The organism is Flavobacterium aerium (genome assembly GCF_030766725.1).
GTDB classification, from domain to species: domain Bacteria; phylum Bacteroidota; class Bacteroidia; order Flavobacteriales; family Flavobacteriaceae; genus Flavobacterium; species Flavobacterium aerium.
The window spans coordinates 300,808-327,803 of sequence record NZ_JARQWR010000001.1; the positions used below are offsets into that span (position 1 = coordinate 300,808).

27 protein-coding genes are annotated in these 26,996 nt (G+C 33.3%); 10 read left to right on the forward strand and 17 right to left on the reverse strand.

Annotation, left to right across the window (positions count from 1 at the left end):
• Positions 1–4: 4 nt before the first annotated feature.
• Positions 5–712 carry a UMP kinase gene (pyrH, locus tag P6733_RS01425; protein WP_306349794.1) on the reverse strand — a complete coding sequence of 236 codons (708 nt, stop codon included), beginning with the start codon at positions 710–712 and terminating at the stop codon, positions 5–7.
• A gap of 98 nt (positions 713–810) precedes the next feature.
• The gene (locus tag P6733_RS01430; protein WP_306349795.1) at positions 811–1,593 is read right to left on the reverse strand and encodes a patatin-like phospholipase family protein; all 783 of its coding nucleotides are present in this window, start codon (positions 1,591–1,593) and stop codon (positions 811–813) included.
• Positions 1,594–1,749: 156 nt separating this feature from the next.
• Between P6733_RS01430 and P6733_RS01435 the strand changes: the two genes are divergently transcribed.
• Positions 1,750–2,349: a thioredoxin family protein gene (locus P6733_RS01435; RefSeq protein WP_306349796.1), complete on the forward strand. Its 600-nt coding sequence runs from the start codon at positions 1,750–1,752 to the stop codon at positions 2,347–2,349.
• Positions 2,350–2,366: 17 nt separating this feature from the next.
• Here P6733_RS01435 and P6733_RS01440 read toward each other — a convergent pair whose 3' ends face one another.
• Genes P6733_RS01440 through P6733_RS01460 form a run of 5 tightly spaced genes read right to left on the reverse strand, consistent with a single transcriptional unit; the run spans position 2,367 to position 5,667 of the window.
• Positions 2,367–3,008 carry a YiiX/YebB-like N1pC/P60 family cysteine hydrolase gene (locus tag P6733_RS01440; protein WP_306349797.1) on the reverse strand — a complete coding sequence of 214 codons (642 nt, stop codon included), beginning with the start codon at positions 3,006–3,008 and terminating at the stop codon, positions 2,367–2,369.
• 11 nt (positions 3,009–3,019) lie between these two features.
• Positions 3,020–3,709 (reverse strand): tRNA pseudouridine(55) synthase TruB, encoded by a 690-nt coding sequence (gene truB / locus P6733_RS01445; RefSeq protein ID WP_306349798.1) that lies wholly within the window; start codon positions 3,707–3,709, stop codon positions 3,020–3,022.
• Positions 3,709–4,494 (reverse strand): undecaprenyl-diphosphate phosphatase, encoded by a 786-nt coding sequence (locus P6733_RS01450; RefSeq protein WP_306349799.1) that lies wholly within the window; start codon positions 4,492–4,494, stop codon positions 3,709–3,711. The genes truB and P6733_RS01450 overlap by 1 nt, the downstream gene beginning before the upstream one ends.
• A 3-nt stretch (positions 4,495–4,497) precedes the next feature.
• Positions 4,498–4,737, reverse strand: coding sequence for a DUF3098 domain-containing protein (locus P6733_RS01455; RefSeq protein WP_306349800.1), 240 nt, complete (start codon positions 4,735–4,737; stop codon positions 4,498–4,500).
• Between the two features lie 54 nt (positions 4,738–4,791).
• Positions 4,792–5,667 (reverse strand): cell division protein FtsX, encoded by an 876-nt coding sequence (locus P6733_RS01460; protein WP_306349801.1) that lies wholly within the window; start codon positions 5,665–5,667, stop codon positions 4,792–4,794.
• Between the two features lie 183 nt (positions 5,668–5,850).
• On the opposite strand from P6733_RS01460, the gene leuS reads away from it, so the two are divergent.
• Both leuS and P6733_RS01470 read left to right on the forward strand, forming a co-directional pair.
• A complete protein-coding gene (leuS, locus tag P6733_RS01465) occupies positions 5,851–8,667 on the forward strand; it encodes a leucine--tRNA ligase (protein ID WP_306349802.1) in 2,817 nt (938 codons plus the stop codon).
• 169 nt (positions 8,668–8,836) lie between these two features.
• A complete protein-coding gene (locus P6733_RS01470; RefSeq protein ID WP_306349803.1) occupies positions 8,837–9,529 on the forward strand; it encodes a zinc metallopeptidase in 693 nt (230 codons plus the stop codon).
• 104 nt (positions 9,530–9,633) lie between these two features.
• On the opposite strand, the gene P6733_RS01475 is transcribed toward P6733_RS01470, so the two are convergent.
• The 3 genes from P6733_RS01475 to P6733_RS01485 all read right to left on the reverse strand — a co-directional run bounded on the left by P6733_RS01475 (position 9,634) and on the right by P6733_RS01485 (position 12,364).
• Positions 9,634–10,188, reverse strand: coding sequence for a hypothetical protein (locus P6733_RS01475; RefSeq protein WP_306349804.1), 555 nt, complete (start codon positions 10,186–10,188; stop codon positions 9,634–9,636).
• 168 nt (positions 10,189–10,356) lie between these two features.
• Positions 10,357–10,827: an Lrp/AsnC ligand binding domain-containing protein gene (locus P6733_RS01480; RefSeq protein ID WP_306349805.1), complete on the reverse strand. Its 471-nt coding sequence runs from the start codon at positions 10,825–10,827 to the stop codon at positions 10,357–10,359.
• A gap of 166 nt (positions 10,828–10,993) precedes the next feature.
• A complete protein-coding gene (locus P6733_RS01485; protein ID WP_306349806.1) occupies positions 10,994–12,364 on the reverse strand; it encodes a saccharopine dehydrogenase family protein in 1,371 nt (456 codons plus the stop codon).
• Between the two features lie 119 nt (positions 12,365–12,483).
• Here P6733_RS01485 and P6733_RS01490 point away from each other — a divergent pair, with 119 nt between their 5' ends.
• Both P6733_RS01490 and pckA read left to right on the forward strand, forming a co-directional pair.
• A complete protein-coding gene (locus tag P6733_RS01490) occupies positions 12,484–12,870 on the forward strand; it encodes a DUF423 domain-containing protein (RefSeq protein WP_306349807.1) in 387 nt (128 codons plus the stop codon).
• 78 nt (positions 12,871–12,948) lie between these two features.
• On the forward strand, positions 12,949–14,580 hold the full coding sequence (pckA, locus tag P6733_RS01495; RefSeq protein WP_306349808.1) for a phosphoenolpyruvate carboxykinase (ATP): 1,632 nt from the start codon (positions 12,949–12,951) through the stop codon (positions 14,578–14,580).
• A 154-nt stretch (positions 14,581–14,734) separates the two neighbouring features.
• Here the strand turns inward: pckA and P6733_RS01500 are convergent, their stop codons facing one another.
• Together P6733_RS01500 and P6733_RS01505 are read right to left on the reverse strand one after the other, a co-directional pair.
• Positions 14,735–15,484 carry a uroporphyrinogen-III synthase gene (locus tag P6733_RS01500; RefSeq protein ID WP_306349809.1) on the reverse strand — a complete coding sequence of 250 codons (750 nt, stop codon included), beginning with the start codon at positions 15,482–15,484 and terminating at the stop codon, positions 14,735–14,737.
• A 20-nt stretch (positions 15,485–15,504) separates the two neighbouring features.
• Positions 15,505–16,170, reverse strand: a complete 666-nt coding sequence (locus P6733_RS01505) for a DUF4271 domain-containing protein (protein ID WP_306349810.1) — start codon at positions 16,168–16,170, stop codon at positions 15,505–15,507.
• Positions 16,171–16,274: 104 nt separating this feature from the next.
• Here P6733_RS01505 and P6733_RS01510 point away from each other — a divergent pair, with 104 nt between their 5' ends.
• The 3 genes from P6733_RS01510 to P6733_RS01520 are packed head-to-tail and all read left to right on the forward strand — an operon-like array spanning position 16,275 to position 18,731.
• Complete coding sequence (locus P6733_RS01510) at positions 16,275–17,000, forward strand: polyprenol monophosphomannose synthase (RefSeq protein WP_306349811.1); 726 nt, start codon at positions 16,275–16,277, stop codon at positions 16,998–17,000.
• A gap of 12 nt (positions 17,001–17,012) precedes the next feature.
• The gene (locus tag P6733_RS01515; protein ID WP_306349812.1) at positions 17,013–18,353 is read left to right on the forward strand and encodes a dihydroorotase; all 1,341 of its coding nucleotides are present in this window, start codon (positions 17,013–17,015) and stop codon (positions 18,351–18,353) included.
• Between the two features lie 12 nt (positions 18,354–18,365).
• On the forward strand, positions 18,366–18,731 hold the full coding sequence (locus P6733_RS01520; protein ID WP_306349813.1) for a DUF4296 domain-containing protein: 366 nt from the start codon (positions 18,366–18,368) through the stop codon (positions 18,729–18,731).
• A gap of 10 nt (positions 18,732–18,741) precedes the next feature.
• Here P6733_RS01520 and P6733_RS01525 read toward each other — a convergent pair whose 3' ends face one another.
• Complete coding sequence (locus P6733_RS01525) at positions 18,742–19,743, reverse strand: NAD-dependent epimerase/dehydratase family protein (protein ID WP_306349814.1); 1,002 nt, start codon at positions 19,741–19,743, stop codon at positions 18,742–18,744.
• A 180-nt stretch (positions 19,744–19,923) separates the two neighbouring features.
• On the opposite strand from P6733_RS01525, the gene tyrS reads away from it, so the two are divergent.
• Complete coding sequence (tyrS, locus tag P6733_RS01530; RefSeq protein ID WP_306349815.1) at positions 19,924–21,222, forward strand: tyrosine--tRNA ligase; 1,299 nt, start codon at positions 19,924–19,926, stop codon at positions 21,220–21,222.
• A gap of 260 nt (positions 21,223–21,482) precedes the next feature.
• Complete coding sequence (gene sph, locus P6733_RS01535; RefSeq protein ID WP_306349816.1) at positions 21,483–23,066, forward strand: sphingomyelin phosphodiesterase; 1,584 nt, start codon at positions 21,483–21,485, stop codon at positions 23,064–23,066.
• Between the two features lie 46 nt (positions 23,067–23,112).
• Here the strand turns inward: sph and P6733_RS01540 are convergent, their stop codons facing one another.
• The 4 genes from P6733_RS01540 to P6733_RS01555 form a co-directional block, all read right to left on the reverse strand.
• Positions 23,113–24,135, reverse strand: coding sequence for a LuxE/PaaK family acyltransferase (locus P6733_RS01540; protein WP_306349817.1), 1,023 nt, complete (start codon positions 24,133–24,135; stop codon positions 23,113–23,115).
• A gap of 43 nt (positions 24,136–24,178) precedes the next feature.
• Positions 24,179–25,174 (reverse strand): T9SS type A sorting domain-containing protein, encoded by a 996-nt coding sequence (locus tag P6733_RS01545; RefSeq protein ID WP_306349818.1) that lies wholly within the window; start codon positions 25,172–25,174, stop codon positions 24,179–24,181.
• Positions 25,175–25,277: 103 nt separating this feature from the next.
• The gene (locus P6733_RS01550; protein WP_306349819.1) at positions 25,278–25,610 is read right to left on the reverse strand and encodes a T9SS type A sorting domain-containing protein; all 333 of its coding nucleotides are present in this window, start codon (positions 25,608–25,610) and stop codon (positions 25,278–25,280) included.
• 114 nt (positions 25,611–25,724) lie between these two features.
• On the reverse strand, positions 25,725–26,858 hold the full coding sequence (locus tag P6733_RS01555) for a hypothetical protein (protein WP_306349820.1): 1,134 nt from the start codon (positions 26,856–26,858) through the stop codon (positions 25,725–25,727).
• Between the last annotated feature and the right edge of the window lie 138 nt (positions 26,859–26,996).

Consider the following 26,996-nt stretch of genomic DNA (forward strand, 5'->3'; position numbering starts at 1 on the left):
ATGTTTAAACATTAACTACTGTTCCTACATTTTCTCCTTCGCAAATTTTTAATAGATTACCTTCTTTGTTCATATCGAAAACAATAATTGGCAATTCGTTTTCCTGGCTTAATGTGAAAGCTGTTGTATCCATTACGTTTAATCCTTTTTTCAATACATCTTCAAAAGAGATATAATCAAATTTTACGGCATCTTTATCTTTTTCAGGATCGGCAGAATAAATACCATCTACACGCGTTCCTTTCATAATTACATCTGCATTTATTTCAACACCTCTTAATACTGCAGCAGTATCGGTTGTGAAATATGGATTTCCTGTTCCAGCACCAAAGATTACGATTCTACCTTTTTCAAGGTGTCTTACCGCTCTACGTTTAATGTAAGGTTCAGCAATTGCTTCAATTTTTAATGCTGTTTGTAAGCGGGTTAGCATTCCCATTTCTTCTAATGCGCCTTGTAAAGCCATTCCATTAATTACAGTTGCCAACATTCCCATGTAATCACCTTGCACACGGTCCATACCATTACTTGCTCCAGCAACTCCTCTAAAAATATTTCCTCCTCCAATAACGATTGCAATTTCTACACCTTTATCGTGAATTTTTTTTATTTCAACGGCATATTCTGCTAATCTTTGTGGATCGATACCATATTGTTTTTCGCCCATCAAGGCTTCACCGCTTAATTTCAGAAGGATTCTTTTGTACTTCATACTTGATTTTTAGTTGAGTTGTGCAAATATACGGATAATATGATTTTTTAAAATAAGTTCACTAAAAATAAATAAAAAAGAAGTACGGAATTCAATTTCTATTGAATTTGTAAGTCTTCATAGGACTGCTTTGCTGCCTCATAACCAATTTTGAAAATACTATCCATTTTTAATTTATTAGTTTCAAAGGTACTGTAGATAGATAATTCTTGCGGTTCGATAATCCAATCACAAATATTAAATTTTTGAATGTTACTATTGGCAGAAAGTAAATCAAAAGCTCTAGTTGTTACCGCTTTTATAGAGGTTAAATCTTTGGCATCAATATTCTGAATAGGACTTACATATACACCAATTAAAGTTTCACATCTTCCTTGTAATATATCCGTTGGGAAGTGATTTAGAATTCCACCATCACTGTAGAGATTACCACCCACCATATAAGGAGATAATACACCAGGAAAAGCAGAAGAAGCTAAGATGGCGTCTACAATTTTAGTGTCAGGAGGGAAAATTTTCAATTTTCCTTTTACCATATCGGTCGCCGTAATATGATTTACTATGGCTAAATCCCCTAGGGTAGCCTCTTGAAATATTTTGGTAAAATAACTTTTGAATGAATCAGAATCAATTAATCCTGCTTTTCGGAATGTGAAATGTTTCCAATGGAAAAAATAAATAGATTTGAAGAAGTCGAGAATTTCCTCTGGACTTTTCCCCCAAGAATATAAAGCACCTACAATCGAGCCTGCACTCGTTCCTGCAATATGAGTAGGTTTTATCTTTTTTTCATCTAAAAATTTTAAAGCTCCTGCGTGTGCAAGACCTTTTGAACCGCCACCAGATAAAATCAATCCGATGGACTGCGAATTGAATCCCATTGTTACTAATTTGGACTATAAAAGTACACTTTTTCAGCAATCCATAATTAATATTAACGGTTTATATAGAAACGATATATATTGTTGACCTATGTCGTAATGGCATTGCTTATTAGCAGCATTATGGTATTTTTGTGATAATAATTTTAATCACTTATGAAAAATATAATTACGAATAGTTTAGCGCAAAGTTATAGTTATAAAGAATATAGAAGTGTAGTTGCAGCATTGTTGGTAGAGGGTAAATCTACAGGACATCAACAATCGGAAGATCTTACGCAGTATAGTCTTTTAAACGAAACCAGAATGAATCGTTTGGAAAAAACAATGGTTATTACACCAGAAAATCAACAAAAGCTTCAAGCGTTGAAAGGAGATTATATTTGGTTGGTTATTTCTGAAGGCTGGTGTGGTGATGCGGCACAACTACTTCCAATTTTTCATAAAATGGTAGAATATTCAGAGGCTATCGAGCTAAAGATTGTTCTACGAGACGATAATGAATTGTTGATGAATCAGTTTTTGACTAATGGAGGAAAGTCGATTCCAAAGTTGATAATTGTAGAGCGAGAAAGTTTAAAAGTATTAGCAGATTGGGGCCCAAGACCACAAGGTGCGACCGATTTAATTAAAAACTACAAAGCAGAATTTGGTGTTATTGACGAAACGGCAAAAATTAATTTGCAAAAATGGTACTTGGCGGATAAAGGAATCAGTACCCAAAATGAATTAATAACATTGATGCAGCAATTGTAAATGAATTATAGGGATTCTTAATTCAATTGAAGCGTTCCTATAATTTTTATTTTAGAAGAAGTAGACATGCCTCCTGGGTTACAGCCGGGTAAACCTTCTGGGATTTCTGCGCCAATTGTTTTGTAATAGTCTACCCAAGCAGGAAAGAATACTTGCGAATTTGGTTGTTTGTACGTCATTGGGTACAATTGGAAGAAAGCTTTATTGTGATTTGCCGCTTTAAAAGCATCATAAATTAATTCAGAACAATAGTATTTTCCATTGTCGTACACATATTCATCATCATAAGGTACGCCTAATTGGGATAATGAAAAGGTTATGGCGGGTTGAATTAATGGAGTGTATTCTTTCTTTAGTCTACCAATGTAAATCGGTTTTACTGTGTTTTTTGAAAAAGCTTGTAAGGTAGAAAGACGAACGGCTTTTCCTGCGGCTTCAATGATATAAGTAGTATCCTTTTGGATGTAAACCAATCCCATATGATTGAAATCATTTCCTTTGTACCCTTCTGTTACAGCATTGATTGCATCACATAATGGACCACACTCCATGTCGATGAAAATTAAATCACCCGTTTTTAAGTCACTTGCCTTTTTAGTTTGCGCCTGAAAGGCAAATGAAATTAGTAGACAAAGCGGAAGGAAAATTTTTGTAATCATGGTATGGTAAATTATGGGGTAACAGTATCCTCAAATTCTGTTGCGCTAATCGCGTCTTCAACAGAGTATTCACCAATTTTTGTGCGTCGTAAAGCTGTTAAGTGCGCTCCTGAATTTAAGGCTTGACCAAAGTCGTAAGCTAGCGAACGAATGTAAGTTCCTTTGCTACATACCACTCTAAAATCAACCTCCGGTAAGGCAATACGCGTAATTTCAAATTCGTGAATTTCTACTTTACGTGTTGGAATAGCAATTTCTTCTCCCTTGCGAGCATGTTCGTATAAGCGAACACCATCTTTTTTTATGGCAGAGAAAATAGGCGGTCTTTGATCAATTTCACCAATAAATTGAAAGGTCGTCTGATTGATTAATTCATCATTAATATGATCTATTGGATAATGGTGATCAACTTCTGTTTCCAAATCATAGGACGGAGTAGTAGCGCCAAGGTGAAATGTTCCCGTGTACTCTTTAACCATACCTTGTAATTCCTGAATGTTTTTGGTGAATTTACCAGTGCACACAATAAGTAATCCTGTAGCCAATGGATCTAAAGTTCCAGCATGACCTACTTTGATTTTTTTAAGACCTAAGTGTTTTTTTAAACTCCATTTTATTTTATTGACTGCTTGAAAAGAAGACCAATGCAAAGGTTTGTCTATTAATAAAACTTTCCCGTTTTGAAATGATTCCGCAGTCATTATATAATTGTCAATGGGTGAATGAAATAATGGATGATTATAAGAGCTAGACCAGCAATGATTCTATAGTATCCAAATACTTTAAAACCATACTTGCTTAGATATCCTATGAAAGTTTTGATGGCTAATAAAGCGACAATGAAAGCCACGATGTTTCCAATAACTAATAAGTTAATTTGATCGGATGATAATTCCAATCCTGCTTTATAATAATCATATCCTTTTTTTGCAGTTGCACCAAACATTGTTGGTACAGCTAAGAAAAAGGAGAATTCTGCAGCAGAAGTTCGTGATAATTTTTGTGACATACCTCCTACAATACTAGCACCACTTCGAGAAACTCCCGGTATCATAGCGATACACTGAAAGAAACCAATTTTTAGAGCAGTTAAATAAGTGATTTTAGTTTCCTGAGATCCTTTAAACCAATCATCAACTTTTAGTAATATAACACCACCAATAACCAATGAAATAGCAACAGTTAATGGACTTTCTAATAAACTATCAATAAAATCACTAAGTAATAAACCTAATACAACAGCTGGAATAAAAGCAACCAATAGTTTTAAGTAAAAATCAATAGATTGAAAAAATCGCTTAAAATAAAGGACTAGTACCGATAGAATAGCACCCAGTTGAATTACGATTGTAAAAAGTTTTGTGAAATCATCATGAGCAATTCCAAAAAAGGAAGAGGCAATAATCATGTGGCCTGTAGAAGATACAGGTAGGTATTCGGTTAATCCTTCAATGATTGCAAGGATAACGGCTTCAATAAGTGTCATTCTTTATTTTTTCGGGTTCTTTAAAATAGAATAGATAGTAATTCCAAAACCGATTAATACCGTTGTTGGAGCAAGTCTGATTCTTCTAAAATTGAAAATGTCTTCGCTGAAAACGGCAGGGTCATTTGCACTACCACCAGCCATTAAAATAAAACCTAATGCAATTACAGCAATTCCAATCAATAGAATTTTATAGTTTACTTTTTCAAATAAAAAGTCTGGTTTCGGTTGGTTATCTTTCATTTTTTAAAAATTATAAGGTTTTATAGTAATTCAATAGTACTGTGAGTATATTGATTAATAAAGATCGTCTGTTCTTAAATTCAAGAATCGTTGTGTGGCAAAGAATGTACTAATCCAAGTAATTAATATACCCACTAAAAGTACACCTAGTAAAATAACACCCACTAAAAGCTTATCATTTAGAATTCCCAGATTAGGGAACTTATCATTTACGTAATACAATACAGCCACTAAAGCGATGATGGCTAATAGTGAACCGATGATTCCTAATTTTATACTTCTCCAAATGAATGGTTTTCTAATAAAAGATTTAGTAGCTCCCACCATTTGCATGGTTTTGATAATAAAACGGTTAGAGTAAATAGATAATCTCATCGAGCTATTAATCAGTAAAACAGCAATAAAAGCTAGGAAGCCACTGGCGATTAAAATCCAGAAACTAATTTTTTGAATATTGTCATTAACTAAATTCACCAATTGTTTATCGTAAACAATATCAGAAATAGCAGTATTTTTTCGGAATTCTTTTTCAATATGGCGGATGCTGTCGGCAACAACATAATCAGCTTTTAAATAAATATCGTAAGAGTTTTGAAGCGGATTGAAACCTAAGAAAGACATAAAGTCTTCGCCAATAATATCTTTATGTTGCTTAGCAGCACTCTCTTTTGAAACAAATTTACTCTGATTTACAAAAGCAGCTTTGTCCAGATTAGCACCAAATGATTTTATAAGACTATCACTTGCCTCGTCTTTAAAATAGACTGACATCGCAATTTCTTCTTTAAAATCATCAGATAATTTTTTAGAATTGATTACAAATAAACCTAATATTCCTAGTAAAAATAGTACTAAAAAGATACTCAATACTACGGAGAAATAGGACGAAATTAATCGGCGCTTTTGGTATTTTTCAAAAGAAGAACTCATATTATGGCTGTAATTATTTGGTAAAAATAATAAAGAAATTCTTTATACATAGTTTATAACGTGTAAAGTTTTGACTTTCGTACAATAAACGTAAATTTGCTACTTCATTAATAATGAAAAACGAGTAAGAATACGAAAATTTTTCCTCATTTTTTCAATTTTTAAAAACATTCAAGTTCAACAATGAAATACAATCCGAACGAAATCGAAGCCAAATGGCAAAAATATTGGGCAGAAAATCAGACTTTTAAAGCTGAAAACCATTCTGAAAAACCGAAATATTATGTGTTAGACATGTTTCCCTATCCATCAGGAGCAGGACTACACGTTGGGCATCCGCTCGGATATATTGCTAGTGATATTTATGCACGTTACAAACGTCATACGGGATTCAATGTATTACACCCACAAGGATACGATAGCTTTGGATTGCCAGCAGAACAATATGCAATTCAAACAGGACAACATCCGGCAGTTACAACTGAAGCCAATATTGCGCGCTACAGAGAACAATTGGATAAAATAGGTTTTTCATTCGATTGGAGTAGAGAAGTACGCACATCAGAACCAGAATATTACAAATGGACACAATGGATTTATATTCAATTGTTCAATTCATGGTACAATTTGGATACAGACAAAGCAGAAGAAATTAGCACCTTGATTGAGAAATTCAAAGCAGAAGGAAATACGGCAGTAAATGCAGTGTGTGATGATGCGATTGTTCCTTTCACGGCAGCAGAATGGCATGCTTTTTCAAATGAGCAACAACAAAGAATATTGCTACAATATCGTATGACTTTCTTGGCAGAGACTGAAGTTAACTGGTGCCCAGCATTAGGTACAGTTTTGGCAAATGATGAAATTATCAATGGAGTTTCTGAGCGTGGAGGTCATCCTGTAATTCGTAAAAAAATGACCCAATGGAGTATGCGTATTTCTGCTTATGCAGAACGCTTATTGCAAGGTTTAGATACGATTGATTGGACAGAATCATTGAAAGAAAGCCAACGTAATTGGATTGGAAAATCAGTTGGGGCAGAAGTACAGTTCAAAGTAAAAAACTCAGCTGCTGACATTTCAGTTTTTACAACAAGACCTGATACAATTTACGGAGTAACGTTTATGACGCTAGCGCCAGAACATGAGTTAGTAGCACAAATTACAACTGCTGCGCAAAAATCTGCAGTTGATGCCTATATTGAAGCTACAGCAAAACGAAGTGAACGTGAACGCATGGCCGATGTTAAAAATATTTCAGGTGTATTCACAGGAGCGTATGCAGAACATCCTTTTACAAAAGAATCGATTCCAGTATGGATTGGTGATTATGTGTTAGCAGGATATGGTACAGGAGCTGTGATGGCAGTGCCTTGTGGAGATCAACGTGATTATGATTTTGCAAAGCATTTTGATATAGAGATTAAAAATATATTTGATAATGTAGATATCACTGAGGCAGCTTACGGAGAAAAAGATAATGTGAAAATCGCAAATTCTGATTTCCTAAACGGTTTGACTTATAAAGAAGCGACGCACAAAGCAATTGAAGCCTTAGAGAAATTAGGACAAGGAAAAGGTAAAACAAATTACCGTTTGCGTGATGCAGTATTCAGTCGTCAAAGATATTGGGGAGAACCATTTCCTGTATATTACGTGAATGGACTGCCACAAATGATTGACACCATTCACTTACCAATACGTTTGCCAGAAGTAGAGAAGTATTTGCCAACAGAAGATGGGCAACCACCTCTAGGAAATGCAACAGTATGGGCATGGGATACGGCTAAAAATGCTGTAGTAAGCAATACGCTAATTGATGATGTAACTATTTTTCCATTAGAATTAAACACTATGCCAGGATGGGCAGGAAGCTCATGGTATTGGTTGCGTTATATGGATGTACATAATACTTCAGAATTTGTTTCGTCTACAGCGCAGAATTATTGGAAAAATGTAGATTTATATATCGGAGGAAGTGAGCATGCAACGGGACACCTGTTGTACAGTCGTTTTTGGAATAAATTCTTGAAAGATGTAGGATTTGTAATCGAAGATGAGCCATTTAAGAAATTGATTAATCAAGGAATGATTTTAGGAACAAGTGCTTTCGTATACCGATTAGAAGGAACGAATACTTTTATTTCTAAAAATAAAATAAATGGACAAAGCGTTCAACCTATTCACGCTGATGTATCTTTTGTAAATGCATCAGATGAATTAGACATTGAAGCTTTCAAAAATTGGAGAGAAGAATACAGAACTGCCGAATTTATTTTGGACGATCAAGGAAAATATTTTGTAGGACGCGAAGTAGAGAAAATGTCTAAGTCTAAATACAATGTAGTTACACCAGATGATATTTGTGATCAACACGGAGCAGATACATTACGTTTGTATGAAATGTTCTTAGGTCCCTTAGAGCAAGCAAAACCATGGAATACAGCAGGAATTACAGGAGTTTCTGGATTCTTGAAAAAACTATGGAAATTATACTTTGGAGATAATGGATTAATTGTGACGGATAATGAGCCAACGAAAGAAGCGCTAAAAACATTACATAAAACGATTAAGAAAACCCAAGAAGATATTGAGAATTTTTCATTCAATACTTCAGTGAGTTCATTTATGATTGCAGTGAATGAATTGACAGCGCAAAACTGCCATGAAAGAGCAATCTTAGAACCATTGTCTATTTTGGTTGCTCCTTATGCACCACATATTGCGGAAGAATTATGGAATCAATTAGGAAATACAACATCAGTTTCGATAGCTCCATTTCCAAAATTCGATGCACAACATTTAGTGGAAAGCAGTAAAGAATATCCAGTTTCCTTTAATGGAAAAATGCGTTTCAAAATAGAATTACCTGTTGATTTGACAGCTGCTGAAATAGAAAAAATCATTATGGCAGATGAAAGAACAATTCAACAATTAGCAGGAAAAACACCAAATAAAGTGATTATAGTACCGGGTAAAATTATCAACTTAGTAGGATAAACGTAATCTACCATTAAAATACACGCCAACAAGGATTTAACTTTGTTGGCGTTTTTTATTGCAGTACATCATCAATGTAGCATGTACATAAACTGACAAAATTTCAATACCCAGTAATTGGCCAGATTTTTGTATATTAGAGCTATATATTTAAAAACAAAAAAGAAAGATGATAGGGTATTATATTATTATTGGAGCAATAGCTTTAGTAAGCTGGTTAGTGAGTTCGCAACTGAAAAATAAGTTTGAGTATTACTCAAAAGTTCACTTGCGTAATGGAATGAGTGGTGCAGAAATTGCAGAAAAAATGCTAGCAGACAATGGTATCTATGATGTAAAAGTTGTCTCAACACCAGGAATGCTATCCGATCACTATAATCCAGCGAATAAAACGGTAAACTTAAGTGAAGGAGTGTATAATCAACGTAATGCAGCGGCAGCAGCTGTAGCAGCTCACGAATGTGGACATGCTGTACAACATGCTAAAGGATATGAATGGTTGCAAATGCGTTCCAAAATGGTGCCGATTGTAAATGTTGCTTCTAGTTTATCGCAGTGGGTTATCCTAGGAGGTTTAATCCTAATGGCTAGTACTGCTATTGGACAAACAGTGGCGATAGTTGGATTGATTCTTTTTGCTGTAGGAACTGTATTTAGTTTTGTAACATTACCTGTAGAATACGATGCAAGTAATCGTGCTTTAGCTTGGTTGAAAAATAAAAACATGTTGACTCCAGAAGAATATGCTGGAGCGGAAGATTCATTGAAATGGGCAGCTAGAACTTATGTCGTTGCAGCTGTCGGATCATTGGCAACACTACTATATTTCGCAATGCGAATACTAGGAAGTTCAAGAAATTAATTATAGGTTGTATGATAAATAAAAAATCCGCTTTTATAGCGGATTTTTTTATGTAGAAAAATAAGATTACAGTTTATTATTATTGATTTTCATCTTCAATATTTTTATTTGAAGACTTCATTTAACCAATTAAAATCATCAGTAGATTTTTTGGTGTTTTTAATTTTAATTCGAGCATTACAAGTTGTAGTACAACCGCTACCATCCAAACATTTGATTGTAAAAGCAGCACATTTTAATCCTTCGCAATAAATAGACTGACCACTATGAGTTCCACCTTCACAATCTATCTGAAATCTTCGTTCATTATCAGTGCTTTCATTTTGAATAGGTATTAAGTCCATTTTTTTAATTGAGAATACCTTATTTATTTTGTCTTCCTCAAGTAAAAAATATCCTTCATATTTATTAATAGATTCAAGTTCTGATAATTTAGAGTTTATTAATGAAAATAAATCAGATAACTTTTGTTCACGAAAATTGTCTAATTCCTCTTTGGAGTCTTTTATTTCCTTATTATAGAAAACTTTTAGTTCGGATAAATTTAAACCATCTGATTTTTCATCAGCTTGAACTTCGTTAGAATCACAAGCAATGAACAATATGCTCATAAAAAAGAATAAAACTGATAGGCATGTAAATAATTTCAAATTTCCCATGATTTCAAATTTTAATAGTTTTATTAATACAATATAAATAAAAACATTTGAAATCCGATGGATTTTTTAGTGTAATGTGCTTTTAAACAGCGAATTACGGTTTAACCGTGATTTTTATTAAGTAAATTATGTATTGATGAATATTTGTTTTTGTTTACAGTACTTTCATTACAATTGAATCTGGCGTTCTATCTGTTGATCCAGAGAAATAAATGTTTCAGTTCTGGATACACCTTCAATAGCTTGAATTTTAGTATTGAGTAATTGCATTAAATGTTCGTTATCTCGGCAAATAATTTTAATCAATATCGACCAGTTTCCTGTTGTATAATGACATTCCAAAACTTCGGGTATTTTTTTTAAAGCCTTAACAGCTTCTGGATTACGAGAAGCCTTATCGAGATAAATCCCTACGAAAGAAAGCGTATTGTAACCTAAAACTTTATTGTTGATTACGAATTTAGATCCTGCAATAACCCCAGATTGTTCCAGTTTCTTTAAACGTTGATGAATAGCTGCTCCAGAAATACCAATTTTATTTGCTATTTGAAGGATAGGCTTTCGGGCATCTTCCATTAGATCCCTTAGAATTTCTTTATCAATACCGTCAATTTCGATGACTTGTGAATTTATCTTCATGTTACTAAGTTACGAATTGTAACCAAATTTAATGATTAGTTTAATAAATGTTATGAAAATATCTTTTCTGGGTTTTAAAAAGATGTTTTCTAGTGTGGTATTGTTTAAAAGAGCCTAATATAGATATTAGACTCTTTTTTATAGTATTATGCTAAAGAGTTGTAACTTAACTAATGACATTATTAGGATTGTATCCCATATATGGAACTTCCTTTTCATTAAAAATAACGCCATATTGTTCTAATTCGGTTAGAATAGGAAGGTATACTTCTTTATTAAGTGGTAGTTGAACACCAGGAGTTTTAATGTTTCCGTTCAGGATTTGTAAGGTAGCTATAGCAACGGGTAAGCCCACTGTTTTTGCCATAGCGGTATAGGTTTGATCGTCTCCTAAAACAACCATTTTAGAATCGATTTGCTTTTTGTGACCATCGATTTCATAACCAAACTTATGGTACATCACAATCATGTCTTTGTCATGCTCTTCTAATGTCCAGCTATCGTTTAGTATTTTTTCAAGAATTTGTGCAGGTGTAGCATGTTGTATACCAACTATCTTGTTTGGATTGAAAAGGTCTAATTCAACCAATTTATCCCACATGATGTCATCCTGATCAATTTTTAAATTATGACGTAATTTTAATTCAACAGAATCAGTAGGGTGATAAGGTAAGAATGAATTTGTAAATTCACGATAGCTCATGTTTTCAGAATTTTCCATTGGATAACTATCATCAGTCATTCCCAATTGAACAAACATATTCCAGGCTTTAGAATAGCCTACCCTACGGATGGTTCCTCTATACAAAGTTAAAGCATGATTCAATCCGTAAATAGTTTTGTATTTTAAAGAATCACGATTTGCATACGCTTCAAATTTACCATAACCCTCTACTTCCAAAAATTCTGTTCTTCTGAATAATTTTTGATACGGAATATATTTGTAAGTTCCCTCTTGAATAAACTTTGCTGCGCCACCTTGTCCCGCTAATACAACATTACGAGGATTCCATGTGAATTTGTAATTCCAAAGATTAGTATCCGATTCTGGGGCAACAAGGCCACCACAGAAAGATTCAAATAAAATGACTTTTCCTCCTTTTTCACGAATCTCATCAATAACTTTCATGGCACTCATGTGGTCGATACCAGGATCAAGACCAATTTCATTCATGAAAATTAAATTATTTTCTTTCACTTGTTCATCCAGTTCCTGCATTGCATCACTAATGTAAGATGCAGTTACCAAATGTTTTTTATGGGTAATACAATCTTTTGCGACTTCAATGTGTAAGAAAGCAGGCAACATTGAAATAACAATATCAGCATTCTTAATTACCTCATTCCTTTGGTTGGTGTCGAATATATCAAGCTTAATAGCAGTTGCATTCGGATGATTGTATGTTTTCTTTTGAGCCAACTCAAGAGAAAGATCACCAATGGTAAGATGAAGCTGCTCTTGTTCGGATTTATTGAGTAGATATTGGATTAATGAGGAAGCAGAACGTCCAGCACCAATGATTAAAATATGTCTCATGAAATCTATTTTTTTTTAGATATATAACACGAAAGTAGTAATTTGTTATATTTATAAAAAATTTAATCTGAAACAAATCAGTTAAAATTTTAGATATAGCTTTGTATAAAAAATAAATTATGGATAGAAAAATCATATCAACAGCAGCAATACTAGGGATGGTAGCGATAATCTTAGGAGCTTTTGGAGCGCATGGATTAAAGAACGTATTAAATTTTGAAGCACTAAGTACTTTTGAAACAGGAGTAAAATATCAAATGTATCATGCATTATTTTTATTATTTGTTGGAATGACTCCTTTATTGATTGAGAAAACTAAAAAAATAATTTTTTATTTAGTGATTGTTGGAGTGTTTTTCTTCTCTGGTTCTATCTATTTATTGGCAATAAATAGCCTAACACAATTCGATTTTTCTATTATTGGACCAATTACACCTATCGGTGGGCTACTGTTAATACTAGCTTGGTTGGTTTTATTCGTGTCTATTTTGAAGAAAAAATCATAATATTTTTTTAAATAAAATTTATCTAAAATTTAATTTTTACTTTTGCAGGCAATTAATAACACAACTCAACATTAAGTTATGGATAATAATAGCCTATTTACGAAAACGATTTCGCTAGAAAAGTACGGTATTAATGATGTGAAGGAAATCATTTATAACCCTTCATTTGATTTATTATACAATGACGAGCTTAACCCAAATCTTCAAGGTTATGAGAAGGGGTTTTTGACAGAGCTTGGCGCTGTAAACGTAATGACTGGAGATTTTACTGGTCGTTCTCCTAAGGATAAATATATTGTAAAAGACGATGTTACAAAAGATACAATCTGGTGGACTTCAGACAAAGCAGTAAATGACAATAAGCCAATTTCTCCAGACACATGGAATGCTTTAAAAGAAACTACAGTAAAGCAATTATCTGGGAAAAAATTATACGTAGTAGATGCATTTTGTGGTGCTAACGAAGACACAAGATTAAAAGTGCGTTTTATAATGGAAGTGGCATGGCAGGCACATTTTGTAAAAAATATGTTTATTCGTCCTACAGAAGAAGAACTAGAGAACTACGGTGAACCGGATTTCGTTGTAATGAACGGTTCAAAAACGGAGTTTAAAGATTACGCAAAACACGGATTAAATTCGGAAGTATACGTTGCATTCAACTTAACAGAAAAAATTCAGTTAATTGGTGGAACATGGTACGGTGGAGAGATGAAAAAAGGTTTGTTCTCAATGATGAACTACTATCTTCCATTAAAAGGAATTGCCTCTATGCATTGTTCTGCAAATAAAGGAAAAGATGGAGATGTTGCTGTTTTCTTCGGATTATCAGGAACAGGAAAAACAACTTTATCTACAGATCCGAAAAGAGAACTTATTGGAGATGATGAGCACGGTTGGGATAATGACGGAGTTTTCAATTTTGAAGGTGGATGTTATGCTAAAACAATCGATTTAAGTCAAGAAAATGAGCCAGATATCTTTGGGGCAATCAAAAAGAATGCATTATTAGAAAATGTAACAGTTGATGCAAATGGAAAAATCGATTTTAAAGATGGTTCTGTTACGCAAAATACACGTGTTTCTTACCCAATTGACCATATTGTAAATATTGTTAAGCCAGTATCTAAAGCAGGTCATGCGACAAAAGTTATTTTCCTTACAGCTGATGCATTTGGAGTTATGCCTCCAGTTTCTAAATTAACACCAGAACAAACTAAATATTTCTTCCTTTCAGGTTTTACTGCAAAATTAGCAGGAACAGAACGCGGAGTTACAAAACCAGAACCAACGTTCTCAGCTTGTTTTGGTAAAGCATTTTTATCACTTCACCCAACAAAATACGGTGAGGAATTAGTGAAGAAAATGGAACAGCATGAAGCAACTGCTTATATGGTGAATACAGGTTGGAATGGAACAGGAAAACGTATTTCAATTAAAGATACAAGAGCGATTATCGATAGAATTTTAGATGGATCGATTGAGAAAGCAGAAACTACGGTTGTGCCAATCTTTAATTTGAATGTTCCTACAGCTTTAGAAGGCGTTCATACAGGAATTCTTGATCCAAGAAATACTTATTCTGATGCAAAAGAATGGTATAATAAAGCAAATGATTTAGGAGCTTTATTTGTTAAGAATTTTGTTCAGTATACTGATAATGAAGAAGGTAAAAACTTGGTTAAAGCTGGTCCACAATTGGAAAACTAAGATCAAGTCTATAATATCTAAAAGAGCTGCAAATCAATTTGCAGCTCTTTTTTTATGGTGTAATGTGAAGTGCCTTGTGTAAGAAGTGTATATAAAAAGAAAAGCCGCAAAACAATTTCTTGTTTGCGGCTTTTTATATTTTGTTGAGAATATCTTATTTATTCTTATTTGCTTCAGCAATGTACTTTTCTAAGGCCATCGTCATGGATGGAGTCTCAGGTGTTGGTGCAAGAATATCGATTCTTAAACCTGCTTCAAGAGCTTCTTTTTGCGTTGTACTTCCAAAAACAGCAATTCTAGTGTTGTTTTGTTCGAAGTCAGGGAAGTTCATAAATAGAGACTTAATTCCTGTTGGGCTAAAGAAAGCCAATACATCATAGTAAACATCTTTTAAATCGGAAAGATCACTCATTACCGTTTTATAGAAAGTAGCTTGTGACCAAGAAACTTTTAAGCTGTTTAATGTTTGAGGAGCATCAGCATTCAATTGATCAGATGCGGGAAGTAAGAATTTCTCGTCTTTATACTTCTTGATTAAAGGAGATAAATCAGCGAACTCTTTTTGTCCAACATAAATCTTTCTTTTTCTGTACACTACATATTTTTGAAGATAAAAAGCAATAGCTTCAGATTGACAAAAATATTTTAAAGTTTCGGGAACTTTGTAACGCATTTCTTCTGCTACTCTAAAAAAGTGATCCACAGAATTTTTACTCGTTAAAATGATTGCAGTGTAGTTGTTAAGGTCAATTTTTTGCTGTCTGATGTCTTTGGCGCTAACGCCTTCAACATGTATAAAAGATCTGAAATCAACTTTAACTTTATGCTTTTGTTGCAGCTCAAAGTATGGTGAATTTTCTACTTTAGGCTCTGGTTGCGATACCAAAATTGTTTTCACTTTCATATTTGAAATTTTGTAATGCTCTATCTTTTCGTAAACCAATAATACATGAAATAATACGGGGCTATTTCAAGTGCGCAAAGATACAAAATAAAATAGAAGAACTTGCTTTTTATTAAATTTTGATAATTCTTTAATGAAACTATGTATGTTAACATATTTGTTGCGATAACAATAAATATTAACACATATATTACAACTATTGGTGGTTTGTCGTTATAAAATAATACAATATTGACGGGTAAGAGTAATAATCCGATATAAGTTCGGTAACTAACTTTTTGAAGATTTAATTGTTCGTTAAACTCTTCAATGTTAAATGAGGTTGCAATAATCTTTTCTACAAGATACTTTGAAAGGACAAACGAACCCAGAAGGGTTATGATTTGGATATAAGAAATCCCATTGGTTTTTGTGGTGTAGCCAAAATAACTAAAGAGCAATTGTATGAAAAAAGCAAAAGAAATTATCTGAACAGTAAAAAGAGCAATGGTAAACCAGCTTTGTGTATTCCCGCCATCACGGTATATTTTCAGATACTTATTCGTAACCATTAATTTGATAAATTCATTGAATCTATTTTCAAATAATGATCTTGTCAAAGCAACCAATACCAGGGCAACGACAAAGAGAATGGTAGCCCAATCCTTGTTTTCAATTATTCTTTGTTTTAATTCTAATGTTTCCATAACGCGGCAAAATTACTAATTTTATCAATGTGTTCATTTTATTATAAATTTATTATGAAACAACAGTGATAAAAAGTTTACTTTTGTGCTGAAATTTGATAAACATGAGTGACGGTATAGTTATAATTCCTACCTATAACGAAATTGAAAATATTGAAAGCATAGTAAGAGCGGTATTTTCTTTGCCAAAACCGTTTCATGTGTTGGTTGTAGACGATAATTCGCCCGATAAAACGGCTGATAAAGTAATGGAACTTCAAAAAGAATTTGAGGGGCGATTATTTATTGAAAATAGAGAAAAAAAATCAGGTTTAGGTACTGCTTATGTTCATGGTTTTAAATGGGCATTAGCACAGAACTACGAATATATATTTGAAATGGATGCCGATTTTTCTCATAACCCAATGGATTTAGAGAAATTATATAATGCATGCCATACAGATGGAGGATATGTTGCAATAGGTTCACGATATGTAACGGGTGTAAATGTGGTCAATTGGCCTCTGAATAGAGTGTTGATGTCCTATTTTGCGTCAGTTTACGTGAGAATGATTACCGGAATGCAAATCCATGATGCAACAGCAGGTTTCATTTGTTATAAAAGAGAAGTACTTGAAACTATAAATTTGGAGAAAATCCATTTTATAGGATATGCTTTTCAGATTGAAATGAAATACCGTGCTTTTGCAAAGAATTTTAAAATTATTGAAGTGCCAATTATCTTTACAGATAGAACAAAAGGCCAATCAAAAATGAGTAACGCAATTATAAAAGAAGCGATTTTTGGTGTAATTGCATTGCGAATAAAAAAATTGCTAAACAAGTTATAAAGGAAACGATAAATGAATAGGGTTTTAATTAAAGACGCAAAGATTGTTAACGAAGGAGTGATTTTCGAAGGAGATGTATTGATTGAAAATGAATACATTGTTGAAATTGCTTCGAGCATTAGTCCAAAATCATCAGATTGTAAAATCATTGATGCAGAAGGAAGTTATTTGATTCCGGGGGCGATAGATGATCAGGTGCATTTTAGAGAACCAGGCTTAACACACAAAGGGAATATTAGTACTGAATCCAAAGCTGCAGTAGCAGGAGGGATTACATCCTTTATTGAGATGCCTAATACAAGTCCACAAGCAGTTACGCAAGAATTACTAGAAGCAAAGTTTCAGATTGCTGCAGAAACTTCGTATGCAAATTATTCATTTATGTTAGGTGGAACGAATGATAACTTGGATGAAATTTTAAAAACGGATCCTAAAACGGTTGCTGGAATAAAATTGTTTTTAGGTTCTTCTACAGGAAATATGTTGGTAGACAATGAAGAGGTTTTGGAAAAGATTTTTTCAAGTACACCCATGTTAATTGCAGTGCACTGTGAGGATGAAACTACTATAAAAAACAATTTGGCAAAATACATGGAAGAATTTGGTGAGGATATACCGATCAAATATCATCCATTAATTCGAAGCGAAGAAGCATGTTATGTTTCATCTTCAAGAGCGATAGAATTAGCAAAGAAAACGGGAGCAAGATTACACGTGTTTCATATTTCTACAGGAAAAGAAACAAACTTGTTCACGAACAAAATTCCTTTGGAGAAGAAACAAATCACAGCCGAGGTTTGTATTCATCACCTTTGGTTTTCTGATGAAGATTATGCGAAAAAAGGATCTTTAATCAAATGGAATCCTGCTGTGAAGACTGCCGATGATAGAAAAGCATTGTGGGAAGCACTATTAGATGATCGTATTGATGTTATTGCTACAGATCATGCGCCTCATACATTAGAAGAAAAGAAAGGTGTTTACACAAAAGCACCATCTGGAGGGCCTTTAGTACAACACGCAGTGGTAGCAATGTTTGAAGCATACCATCAAGGTAAAATCTCAATTGAGAAAATTGTAGAAAAAATGGCACATAATCCTGCTAAAATATTCAAGATTCACAAAAGAGGATTTATTAGAGAAGGATATTATGCGGATTTAGTATTGGTAAATGCAGGTTTACCATGGAATGTGAAAAAAGAAAATATTTTATATAAATCGGGTTGGTCACCTTTCGAAGGAGTGAATTTTAAATCAAGAATCACGCATACCTTTGTAAATGGACAGTTAGTATATCAAAACTTTAAAGTGAAAGAAATTCACTGTGGAGAAAGATTAGTATTCGATCGTTAATTTGTGAAGTGTATGAAAGGATTATCAATTTTTATAATGATGGTTTTGTTTCTTTCCTGTAGCGGCAGAACGGAAGTGGAAAAGCCAGCAAAAGTAATCGATGAAAAGACAATGGAAAATATCATTTATGATTTGTCTTTACTACAGGCGATTAAAAATGTGAATCCTCAATCACTAACAGATAAGAAGATCGAACCGACAAATTATATTTATAAAAAATATAAAATTGATAGTTTGCAGTTTGCACAGAATAATAAATATTATGCTGTGCAAGTTGAATTATATCAAAAGATGTATCAAAAGGTGAATGAGCGTTTATTAGAACAAAAAGCAAAACTAGACTCACTCAATAAAAAGTCCCCAGAGCCACCAAAATAAATTCCCAAAACTATTTTTTCGGATAATAGGCAGCGATTTCGTGAATGTAATTTTTTACATTTTGGAATTCGTAGGATAGTGTATTTTTTATCTTCTCATTGGAAAAAAGATCTTTTGTGTGAGAAGATTTAGAAGTAGACTTTGACATCTTTCTCTTTCTGAATAATAATTTAGAAATTAACCAATCCGCACGCCAAGCAATTCCAGTCATCCATGGTTTAGCATAAATAGTTGGTTTTTTCAAATGCATTGCGGTAGCTACTGTTTCAATAAACTCTTTAAAAATAATATTTTCTGCAATAAGAGTATATTTTTCATTTTTAAGATCGCTCTTCATTAGAAGATACATGATTTTTACAACATCATTAACAGTGATAAATCCTGTGCTGCCTAAGGTGTAAAATGAAAGACCTTTGGCTACTGTTGAGAAAATTTCACCACTGCCTTGTTCCCAAAAACCAGGGCCTAAAATAACACCAGGGTTTATAATAACACAGTCTAATCCTTCCTGCTGTGCTCTCCAAACTTCTATTTCGGCTCCATGCTTTGTAATCGCATAATCCCCATGAGGTTTGTCTGGATACCATTCTGTTTTTTCGGTAATTATCTTTTCATTGTCTAATAAATCACCTAATGCAGCAATTGAACTAACAAAACAGAATTTCTTTATTTTAAAATCAATTGCAAGATTAACCACATTTGCTGTACCCTCAATATTAGTTTTTCGTAAAGCATCTTCATCTTTAGGATCAAATGATATTAAAGCAGCACAATGGTATACATAATCAATAGTGTGAAAAGCGTCTTCTAGGGAAGGAATATCGGTGATATCAGCTTTAAACCATTCAATTTTCTGAAAAAGATGATTCTTTCCGTAAAGTTGAAACAAAGACTCAACCTTTTTCTGTTTCTCTGAATTTCGGTAAATAGCACGTACGCTTTCCCCATTTTCTAATAAATGAATAATTAAATGCGAACCTGCTAATCCTGTTGCTCCTGTGACTAAAACCATAAGACAAATATAATCAGATTACTGAATTTTAAGAAGGTTTGATTTTGAGAATTACCCAAAGTTTGCAAAATAGCATAAGTAAGGTAGTTTAAATTAAAGTAGAATACAAATGACTGTCTTTTCGTTCAGGAATATTTGTATTGAATTGTTATCTTTGCGCAAAATTATTTTAGTAAAAAAATGAAGAATTTAGTAGAAGAATTACGTTGGAGAGGTTTGTACCATGATAGTATGCCGGGCACAGAAGAGCAGCTGCTTAAAGAGTCAACAAGTGCTTATATTGGTTTTGACCCAACTGCGGATTCACTCCATATCGGAAGTATGGTGCAGATTATTCTTTTGGTTCACTTGAAAAATTTTGGACACAGGCCAGTCGCATTAGTGGGTGGTGCTACAGGGATGATTGGTGATCCATCAGGTAAATCTGATGAGAGAAATCTTTTGAATGAAGAGACATTGGCTAAAAATGTAGCCGGAATTAAAAGTGTTTTATCTCGTTTCTTAGATTTTAATTCGAAAGAAGAAAATGCTCCTATCATGGTAAATAACTATGATTGGATGAAAGAATTTTCGTTTATTGATTTTGCTCGTGAAGTAGGAAAAAGAATCACGGTGAATTATATGATGGCGAAAGATTCTGTGAAAAAACGTTTTTCTGGTGATGGACCAGGAATGTCATTTACAGAGTTTACCTATCAATTGATACAAGGGTATGATTTCTATCATTTATATAAAACAGAGAATTGCTTATTGCAAATGGGTGGTTCTGATCAATGGGGTAATATTACTACAGGGACAGAATTAGTTCGTAGAATGGGCGAGGAAGGTGCAAAGGCTTATGCAATGACAACACCTTTAATTACGAAAGCAGATGGATCTAAATTTGGGAAATCTGAAGGAGGTAATATTTGGTTAGATGCAGATAAAACATCAGTATATAAATTCTACCAATTTTGGTTGAATACAACAGATGTTGATGCAGAAAAATATATTAAGATTTTCACCTTTTTGGATAAAGATGTGATTGAAGATTTGACGAAACAACATTTGGAAGCGCCACATTTGAGAATTTTGCAGAAAAAATTAGCAGAAGAAATCACAGTGTTTGTACATGGACAAGAAGCTTTTGAAACAGCTGTAAAAGCATCGGCAATACTTTTTGGAAATACAGCAACTGCTGAAGATTTAAAGGAATTGGATGAAGCAACCTTTTTAGATGTATTTGAAGGGGTACCACAAGCTGAAATTGCGATGAGTGATATGGAAGCTGGTTTGGATATTGTGACGGTGTTAAATGAGAAATCTGGATTTTTAAAATCGAATGGTGAAGCAAGAAGAGCTTTGGCAGAAAACTCGATCTCGGTAAATAGAGAAAAAGTAACAGAGGAAACGATATTGTCTACAAAAGATTTAATCAATAACCAATTTGTTTTGCTGCAGAGAGGTAAAAAGAATTACTTTGTTCTGAGAATAGTTTAAAAAAAGCCCCGATATTTTATCGGGGCTTTTTTTTTGATCAGATATTAATATATAGTTTACTATTTGTCACTTTTTTGAATTCTATAGGTTATGAGTGTTCTAGGGTGCTCAGCGCTTTTTATATCAATAATACAGCTTATAATGCTGTAAAATAGCTTATTATTTAAAGATTAAGATTGAGTTAAGTCTTTTGGTATTTATTGTGATTTCATATTTGTATCACTTATTTTGAGGTTTTTAACCAAAATATAGTTACAAATATGAAAAAAAATTACTTAAAACGAAGTGCTTTACTAATTGCTTTAATGGCATGCGCTATCAGTTTAAATTCTTGTGCTGATGATTCCTTTTTGAATGAAGTTCAAGGCAATACATCAAGTCTAAGCCCAAAGGAAAACACGAATATAAGAGTGTTGTCTCATAACGTATTTTTATTGACAGAAAATTTATTGGCTTCGACTACACAATGGTCACAATTTGATAGAGCAAATTTGATTGGGAATGCTAATTATTTAAAAGATTATGATGTATTGTTATTGCAGGAATGCTTTGATAATAATGCAAGCAATGCATTGAAAGAAAAACTAAGCACAACGTTTCCTTATCAAACCCCGGTAATTGGTCGTTCTAAGTCAACATGGGACAAAACAGATGGAAATTGGAGAGAAGTTACCTCTGGAGGAATTGAAGACGGAGGGGTGATGATTGCTAGCAAATATCCTATTGAATATATGAGTCAGTATATTTTTCCAACGGGATGCGATTTCGATGCACTTTCGTTAAAAGGTTTTGCTTATGCAAGAATTCTTAAAAATGGTAAACGATTTCATTTTGTATCAACGCACCTGCAATCGACTCAACCTGGTTGTAATGGAAATGAAGTTAATATTCGTAAAAATCAACTAAATTTGATTAAGCAATATATTGATGACTTAGATATTCCATCTGATGAAATGGTAGTATACGGTGGTGATTTTAATGTAATAAAAGGTACGTCAGAATACAACGAAATGTTTGATTTGCTGCATGTATCAGAACCTCATTATTCTGGTGCATCCTATACTTGGGATACAAAAGCTAATACAATGGCCAATTACCATTATCCTTATCCTGCAAATGCAAGAGAATATCTTGATTATATATTTGTTTCAAATGATCATTTAAAGCCATCATTATGGCAAAATATGGTACTAGATCCTGTAAGTTCGGAGTTGCAGAGTAATGCGAATATGGTAAACACAAAATACTATTGGGTAGACTATTCAGACCATTATCCAGTTGCGGGGTTTGTACAAGCTAATACAACCACTCCAAAAAGCAGTATGAAATATAGAAAATATGATTACATGTCTTTTAAATCAGTATTAACGAAAAAATATATCAGTACAGATTTGTCAAATCCTACAGATTGGCTGAAAGTTACGAATGATAATAGTAATCTTTCTACAATGTTTAATGTAATAAATATTGATCAAACGGATTATTATAAACTGAAAAGTGGTAAAATCAGAGTTGAAAGTAGTGAACGAATAAACAATTTTTGGTATTGGAATCTTGTCAGTGCAAACCCATATTGGTATTATTCTAATTTTGGAAAATCATTAGATAGATTAGAGTTAGTCATTGTAAAGAAAAATAATAATAGTACAAGTGAGCAAGTAGAGGATGGAGATATAATTGCTTTTAAGGATTATGCTTCTAAAGCATATTATTTGAAAGTAGTCAACTACAGCGGGGTAGACTATATTTATCTTAATGGTCAACTTACAGATCCAGCGGTGCAATTTGAAGTTCATTTGAATAATGTTCCTAAAAATTGGGAGAGAGGACAACCATTGTATTAAACTAATAAAGAAAAAGCTCCAATGTAATTGGAGCTTTTTTATGATTTTACAAAACCATTAGATTACAGCCTCGAATGTCTGAATTGTCAAAACGACCTAAAACTTCAAAAGAATTATTGGGGTATTTTTTGCCTAAATCTTGTGTGGCAATAAAAGAGCAGGAATTGATATTCGCTAAATCGATTACATTTATTCCACCAGTTTTGCCTTCATCCACATAAGTTAAAGCGTCTTCCGTATCCCGAATTAAAACTTGCATCCAAGCAGGACATTCAAAAATCCCATTGCCTAGAGAATACGCTTGAGATAACAATTCGGTCATTCCATATTCTGAATGAATAGCATTAACGCCAAATCCTTCGCATAAGATATCATGTAATTCTTCTCGAATCATTTCTTTTCTTTTGCCTTTCATTCCACCAGTTTCCATGATGAAAGTATGATTTAAATTGAATTTTTGTTTTTCAATTAAATCTAATAAAGCATAAGTAACTCCAATTAATATAGTACTCTGTCCAGATTCTTCTAATATCTTTAGTTTATCGATTAACTCATCATGATTAAAAAGATAAAATCCGCTGTCAGAATTATTCGTAAGATGGATTAAATCTTCAACCATATAGATTAAAGAAGATCCTTGTCTTTCTAAATAAGAAGGAAGTAAAGCAAGGATAGTATAATCCTCAATGTTTCCGTAGAATTGAGTAAAAGCTTTTCTATAGCTGTCTTCGTATAAGGTGCGGTCGGTAATAAGATGTCTACTGGTAATCATTCCAGTTGTTCCGCTGCTGGTAAAAGTTTCCTCAATAGCATTATCTGAAGATAATACATCGTGGCTTTTAAAAAATTGTATGGGTAGGAAAGGAATTTGATAAATCGATTTGATACTTGTAGAATCAACATTTAGATGATCACAAAAAGCACGATATACCTTGTTGTTTGCATGTTGAAAACGAAACACTTTAAGTGCTATTTTCTCAAACTCCTTTTGGTTTTTTATATTGAATATTTCTGTAGCTAAATTCAAGGGAATAAATTTTAGCAAAAATACATAAAATAAAAAAAGCATCTTGAAAGGTCAAGATGCTTTTAGATATAATTTTAAAGAAAGATTACTTAACTACTAATTTTCTTGTAGCTGTTTTTCCGTCTTCAGTGATTTTCACGATGTAAACTCCACCTTTCAAGTTAGATACATTTACTGCATCATTTGAAACTGTAGTTTTAACAACTTGTTTTCCTAAGATATCAAAAATAGATACTTCTTTAGATTCATTGTTGTCAGAAGTGATGTATAAAGTTCCGTTAGAAACTGGGTTTGGATAAACTTTTAATCCAGTGATTGCATTTTCTTTTACTGCTAATGTACTAGTAGTAACGTAAGCCCAAGTTCCACCTAATTTAACTTCATCAATTTCGATGTTTCCAGTACCAGCAATAGTAGCAGTTCCAGATTGTCTTACAGCGATTGAAGCAATTTGAGTTGGAGCAGCTGTAGTACCTGTAGCGTTAGTTGCGTTAGCAGTTCCTTCAGTAGCTAATGCAGGGTTAACGAATAAACTTGCAGAATTTGTAGTTAAGTTATATTTTACAACGATAAATACAGGAGTATTGATTGGGTAATCTGTTGCAACAAAAGAAGGAGTAGCTGTACCACCACTATTGTTTAAAACACCAAAATTAACTGTATTAGCAGCGCTTCCTAACTTTACATAAAGTCTTCCAGAAAATGCAGTAACAGAGTTTGGTGTAGTTCCTGCAGTAGCAGCCATAGTTAAGAAATAATCACCAGTAGTGTTATTTGCAGTTAGTCCAGTTATATTAGGTACATTAACGATTGCAGAATAATATGCATTACCAGTAATAGGAGCAGCTGAAGGTTTGTTTAAATCTTCAGAGTTACCTTGTACAAGTGCAATTTTGTTTCCTGTAGATGGCATTCCAGTATACGTTAATGATCCAGATACAATCATTAATTGACCAGCTGTACCACTATGAGAACCCCAACCATTAGCGTTTAAAGCTCCAGTTCCAGTAAATGAATCCGATACTTGTCCAAAAGACAAAGCACCAACCATTAGTAATGATAATGTGTAAAGTTTTTTCATATTTTTGAGTTTATATTTGGTACAAAGATAATAACAAAATGAATTGTTTGTAATAATCAATGTAAAAAAATCATTAAATCGTAAATATGACAGAATTGGTCAACTATTTGACTATCAGTTTTCTTGTTGCAGTAGCTTCTCCTTCTTTTATTTTGATAATGTAAACTCCGGGAGAAATATTAGATATATTTAATTCTTTGTTGTTTATAGTCGTTTGGAGAATCTTTTTTCCAAGGACATCAAAGATTTGAATTTCTTTATTGGCAGCGGATTTTGAAGTAATATAAATTTTACCATTACTCACAGGATTTGGATAGAAGTTCAGTCCTTCTATGATGTTTTCTTGTGTTGGATTAGGTCTGTTTTCCTGAGCATATCCGCTCAAACTTATAAAACACAAAATGAAAGTAATAATATAAAAGTATTTTTTTGCCATCCGAATCTATTTGATATGTAAAGGTATAGAATAATTGTCAAATATTATACCAAAAAATAAGCCTCCCTATAATAATTATTATAGGGAGGCTTTATGATATAAAATTTTCTGAGATTATTGCCCCATCCAATCCATCCAAGTTGGTTTTAAAGCACCGTTTCCAGCACCTGTAGCATTTGCATCAGCTGTAAAACCTGCTGCTAAATTAGAATCAGCAGTTACATTTAATATTTTTACATTTAATACTTTGTTAGCTGTAAAAGCAGCTTGAGATTCAGCACCATTGAAGTTGATTCCGTAACTTCCAGTTGATCCTTTAAAGTTAGCAATGTAAACATTTTTAATAGTTCCTTTTGTTCCTCTTCTCAACATGATTCCAGCTTCACTTGTTACAGCAGCATTATTTCTACCTAAAAGTGTAACGTTAGAAATTGTTGGGTTAGAAATTGGAGCTAATAATGGGTTAGCTGTATTGTTGTCAGCTTCCATACCTCTACTGTCAGCAGAATATGTTGTAGCAGGAGCTTGGTCAGAGTATAAGTTACTTACTGTTCCATTCCATCCTTCTGTCCAGTCAAATGAATCATCTTGACATCCGATCGCAGCTAAGTTTGTACCACCTACTGATCCACCGAACCACTCGAAACCATCATCAGAACCTTGTTTTACTAATAAATTGTTTACAACTGTTCCAGAACCTACAGCGTAGAATGTGAAACCATTGAATTCAGCATCAGGATTGATTAATGCTCCTGTGTACTCAGCAATGATGTAAGAGTAAACTCCAGAATTATCTGCTGGATTAGTTCCTCCATACGTTAAACCTGTAACTTCAGCTTGAACATTTGTCCCTAAGTTAGTTACTGCATTTCCACAGATAACAATTCCTCCCCAGTCTCCAGGAGCTGGTGTAGTTTTGTTAGATGTAAAACGGATTGGTTTTGCTGCAGTACCTTGTGCGTTTATTTTTCCGCCTTGTTTAACTGCTAAGAAAGCAACTTTACTTCCGTCTGCTTCAGCTTTAATAAGTGTTCCTGCAGGAATAGTTAACGTAACACCACTGTTAACGAAAACTTCTCCTTTTAATGTATACACTGTATTAGCATCAAGTGTTAGGTTTTGTGTAATTGTTCCTCTGATTTCTCCAGCAACTGGGGTTGTATTTCCTCCATTATCGCTATCGTCACTGCTTGAACAACTTGTTAAAACTGAACCTGTAATAGCTAAAATCAATAATAATTTTTTCATTTTTTAATGTAATTTTTGTTGTTATGTTTATAGTGCAAATATGATCGATGTTCTTTTTTATAGAGTTAACAGCGTATTATCTTATCGTTATAAGGTAGCGCTATTGTTAAGTAATTATTAAGCTGTTTTTCAGTGTTG

What these genes read in the sequence shown, in the direction of transcription:
- pyrH (WP_306349794.1), bottom strand. Translation starts at nt 712, where the DNA reads ATGAAGTACAAAAGAATCCTTCTGAAATTAAGCGGTGAAGCCTTGATG.
- P6733_RS01430 (WP_306349795.1), bottom strand. Translation starts at nt 1,593, where the DNA reads ATGGGATTCAATTCGCAGTCCATCGGATTGATTTTATCTGGTGGCGGT.
- P6733_RS01435 (WP_306349796.1), top strand. Translation starts at nt 1,750, where the DNA reads ATGAAAAATATAATTACGAATAGTTTAGCGCAAAGTTATAGTTATAAA.
- P6733_RS01440 (WP_306349797.1), bottom strand. Translation starts at nt 3,008, where the DNA reads ATGATTACAAAAATTTTCCTTCCGCTTTGTCTACTAATTTCATTTGCC.
- truB (WP_306349798.1), bottom strand. Translation starts at nt 3,709, where the DNA reads ATGACTGCGGAATCATTTCAAAACGGGAAAGTTTTATTAATAGACAAA.
- P6733_RS01450 (WP_306349799.1), bottom strand. Translation starts at nt 4,494, where the DNA reads ATGACACTTATTGAAGCCGTTATCCTTGCAATCATTGAAGGATTAACC.
- P6733_RS01455 (WP_306349800.1), bottom strand. Translation starts at nt 4,737, where the DNA reads ATGAAAGATAACCAACCGAAACCAGACTTTTTATTTGAAAAAGTAAAC.
- P6733_RS01460 (WP_306349801.1), bottom strand. Translation starts at nt 5,667, where the DNA reads ATGAGTTCTTCTTTTGAAAAATACCAAAAGCGCCGATTAATTTCGTCC.
- leuS (WP_306349802.1), top strand. Translation starts at nt 5,851, where the DNA reads ATGAAATACAATCCGAACGAAATCGAAGCCAAATGGCAAAAATATTGG.
- P6733_RS01470 (WP_306349803.1), top strand. Translation starts at nt 8,837, where the DNA reads ATGATAGGGTATTATATTATTATTGGAGCAATAGCTTTAGTAAGCTGG.
- P6733_RS01475 (WP_306349804.1), bottom strand. Translation starts at nt 10,188, where the DNA reads ATGGGAAATTTGAAATTATTTACATGCCTATCAGTTTTATTCTTTTTT.
- P6733_RS01480 (WP_306349805.1), bottom strand. Translation starts at nt 10,827, where the DNA reads ATGAAGATAAATTCACAAGTCATCGAAATTGACGGTATTGATAAAGAA.
- P6733_RS01485 (WP_306349806.1), bottom strand. Translation starts at nt 12,364, where the DNA reads ATGAGACATATTTTAATCATTGGTGCTGGACGTTCTGCTTCCTCATTA.
- P6733_RS01490 (WP_306349807.1), top strand. Translation starts at nt 12,484, where the DNA reads ATGGATAGAAAAATCATATCAACAGCAGCAATACTAGGGATGGTAGCG.
- pckA (WP_306349808.1), top strand. Translation starts at nt 12,949, where the DNA reads ATGGATAATAATAGCCTATTTACGAAAACGATTTCGCTAGAAAAGTAC.
- P6733_RS01500 (WP_306349809.1), bottom strand. Translation starts at nt 15,484, where the DNA reads ATGAAAGTGAAAACAATTTTGGTATCGCAACCAGAGCCTAAAGTAGAA.
- P6733_RS01505 (WP_306349810.1), bottom strand. Translation starts at nt 16,170, where the DNA reads ATGGAAACATTAGAATTAAAACAAAGAATAATTGAAAACAAGGATTGG.
- P6733_RS01510 (WP_306349811.1), top strand. Translation starts at nt 16,275, where the DNA reads ATGAGTGACGGTATAGTTATAATTCCTACCTATAACGAAATTGAAAAT.
- P6733_RS01515 (WP_306349812.1), top strand. Translation starts at nt 17,013, where the DNA reads ATGAATAGGGTTTTAATTAAAGACGCAAAGATTGTTAACGAAGGAGTG.
- P6733_RS01520 (WP_306349813.1), top strand. Translation starts at nt 18,366, where the DNA reads ATGAAAGGATTATCAATTTTTATAATGATGGTTTTGTTTCTTTCCTGT.
- P6733_RS01525 (WP_306349814.1), bottom strand. Translation starts at nt 19,743, where the DNA reads ATGGTTTTAGTCACAGGAGCAACAGGATTAGCAGGTTCGCATTTAATT.
- tyrS (WP_306349815.1), top strand. Translation starts at nt 19,924, where the DNA reads ATGAAGAATTTAGTAGAAGAATTACGTTGGAGAGGTTTGTACCATGAT.
- sph (WP_306349816.1), top strand. Translation starts at nt 21,483, where the DNA reads ATGAAAAAAAATTACTTAAAACGAAGTGCTTTACTAATTGCTTTAATG.
- P6733_RS01540 (WP_306349817.1), bottom strand. Translation starts at nt 24,135, where the DNA reads ATGCTTTTTTTATTTTATGTATTTTTGCTAAAATTTATTCCCTTGAAT.
- P6733_RS01545 (WP_306349818.1), bottom strand. Translation starts at nt 25,174, where the DNA reads ATGAAAAAACTTTACACATTATCATTACTAATGGTTGGTGCTTTGTCT.
- P6733_RS01550 (WP_306349819.1), bottom strand. Translation starts at nt 25,610, where the DNA reads ATGGCAAAAAAATACTTTTATATTATTACTTTCATTTTGTGTTTTATA.
- P6733_RS01555 (WP_306349820.1), bottom strand. Translation starts at nt 26,858, where the DNA reads ATGAAAAAATTATTATTGATTTTAGCTATTACAGGTTCAGTTTTAACA.